The sequence below is a fragment of the Natrialba chahannaoensis JCM 10990 genome, assembly GCF_000337135.1.
GTDB lineage: Archaea > Halobacteriota > Halobacteria > Halobacteriales > Natrialbaceae > Natrialba > Natrialba chahannaoensis.
Map to the genome: position 1 here is coordinate 1 of NZ_AOIN01000032.1, position 916 is coordinate 916.

Genomic DNA, 916 nt, shown 5'->3' on the forward strand with positions numbered 1-916 from the left:
GGAACGTCTTCAGCTTCTTGAACCCGTTTTCGATACCCCAGCGCCGCTTATACCGGACCATTACCCGCCCGATCTGGTGCTTCATCTCCTGTTCGTCAGCAGGATCGACGTCTACCCACGGCAGGTTCGTCTCGAAGGGTACCGTCGGCGCTTCGACTCGTGTCGGCTCGTCGATCTCCTCCTCGTCCGCTACTTCATCGAGAAGATTGCTCAACGGCGAGTCGCCGTCACGATCCGCCGAGAGCGGTGTTGTATCGCCGATNTGGCGAATCGTCACGTCCGTGCCGTCATCGGCCTCGTCTTCTCGTTCCCACTCGCGCTTCGGGAGGTAGACCGCCTTCCGCGTCGGTCCATCGTCGAGTCGCTCCTGCTCGACGACGTCGAACTCTTTGTCCTCGCTGGCGAGCTTGGCAATCTGGTGTTCGTGGTCGCTGCTGGACCGCACCACACCCGGATTCAGGTAGTGGACAGCGTGGTCCTCGCAGGCGTCTTTGACGCCGTCATTGGCGAACTCGCGGTCCATCATCACGAGGTCTAAGCCGGGGACGATGTCGGTCGCACCGTCGAGGAGATCGTCCACGATGTCGGCCCGCTTTCGACCACGTTCGACCGGGATCGCATCNGGTCTAAGCCGGGGACGATGTCGGTCGCACCGTCGAGGAGATCGTCCACGATGTCGGCCCGCTTTCGACCACGTTCGACCGGGATCGCATCGAGGATTAGCGGGACATCGTGGCCGACGAGTTTGATGACGGCCCACTGGAAGAACGGCCCGTTCTCGCCCTTGTACCCCAGAATCCACGGCTCCTTGTTCTTCCCGCTACTGTCGCGCGTGACCTGGCCGCACCACGGGTTGCCCTTCGTGAGGTCCAGAGCCGCCATCTGCGTGCGCCCCATCGTGTCCGTCGATTTCGCC

At 62.4% G+C, this 916-nt stretch carries 1 pseudogene; it reads right to left on the reverse strand.

Annotated features, from left to right (window positions below):
- Positions 1-916 (reverse strand): annotated as a pseudogene (locus tag C482_RS03690) (transposase); the annotation flags it as partial.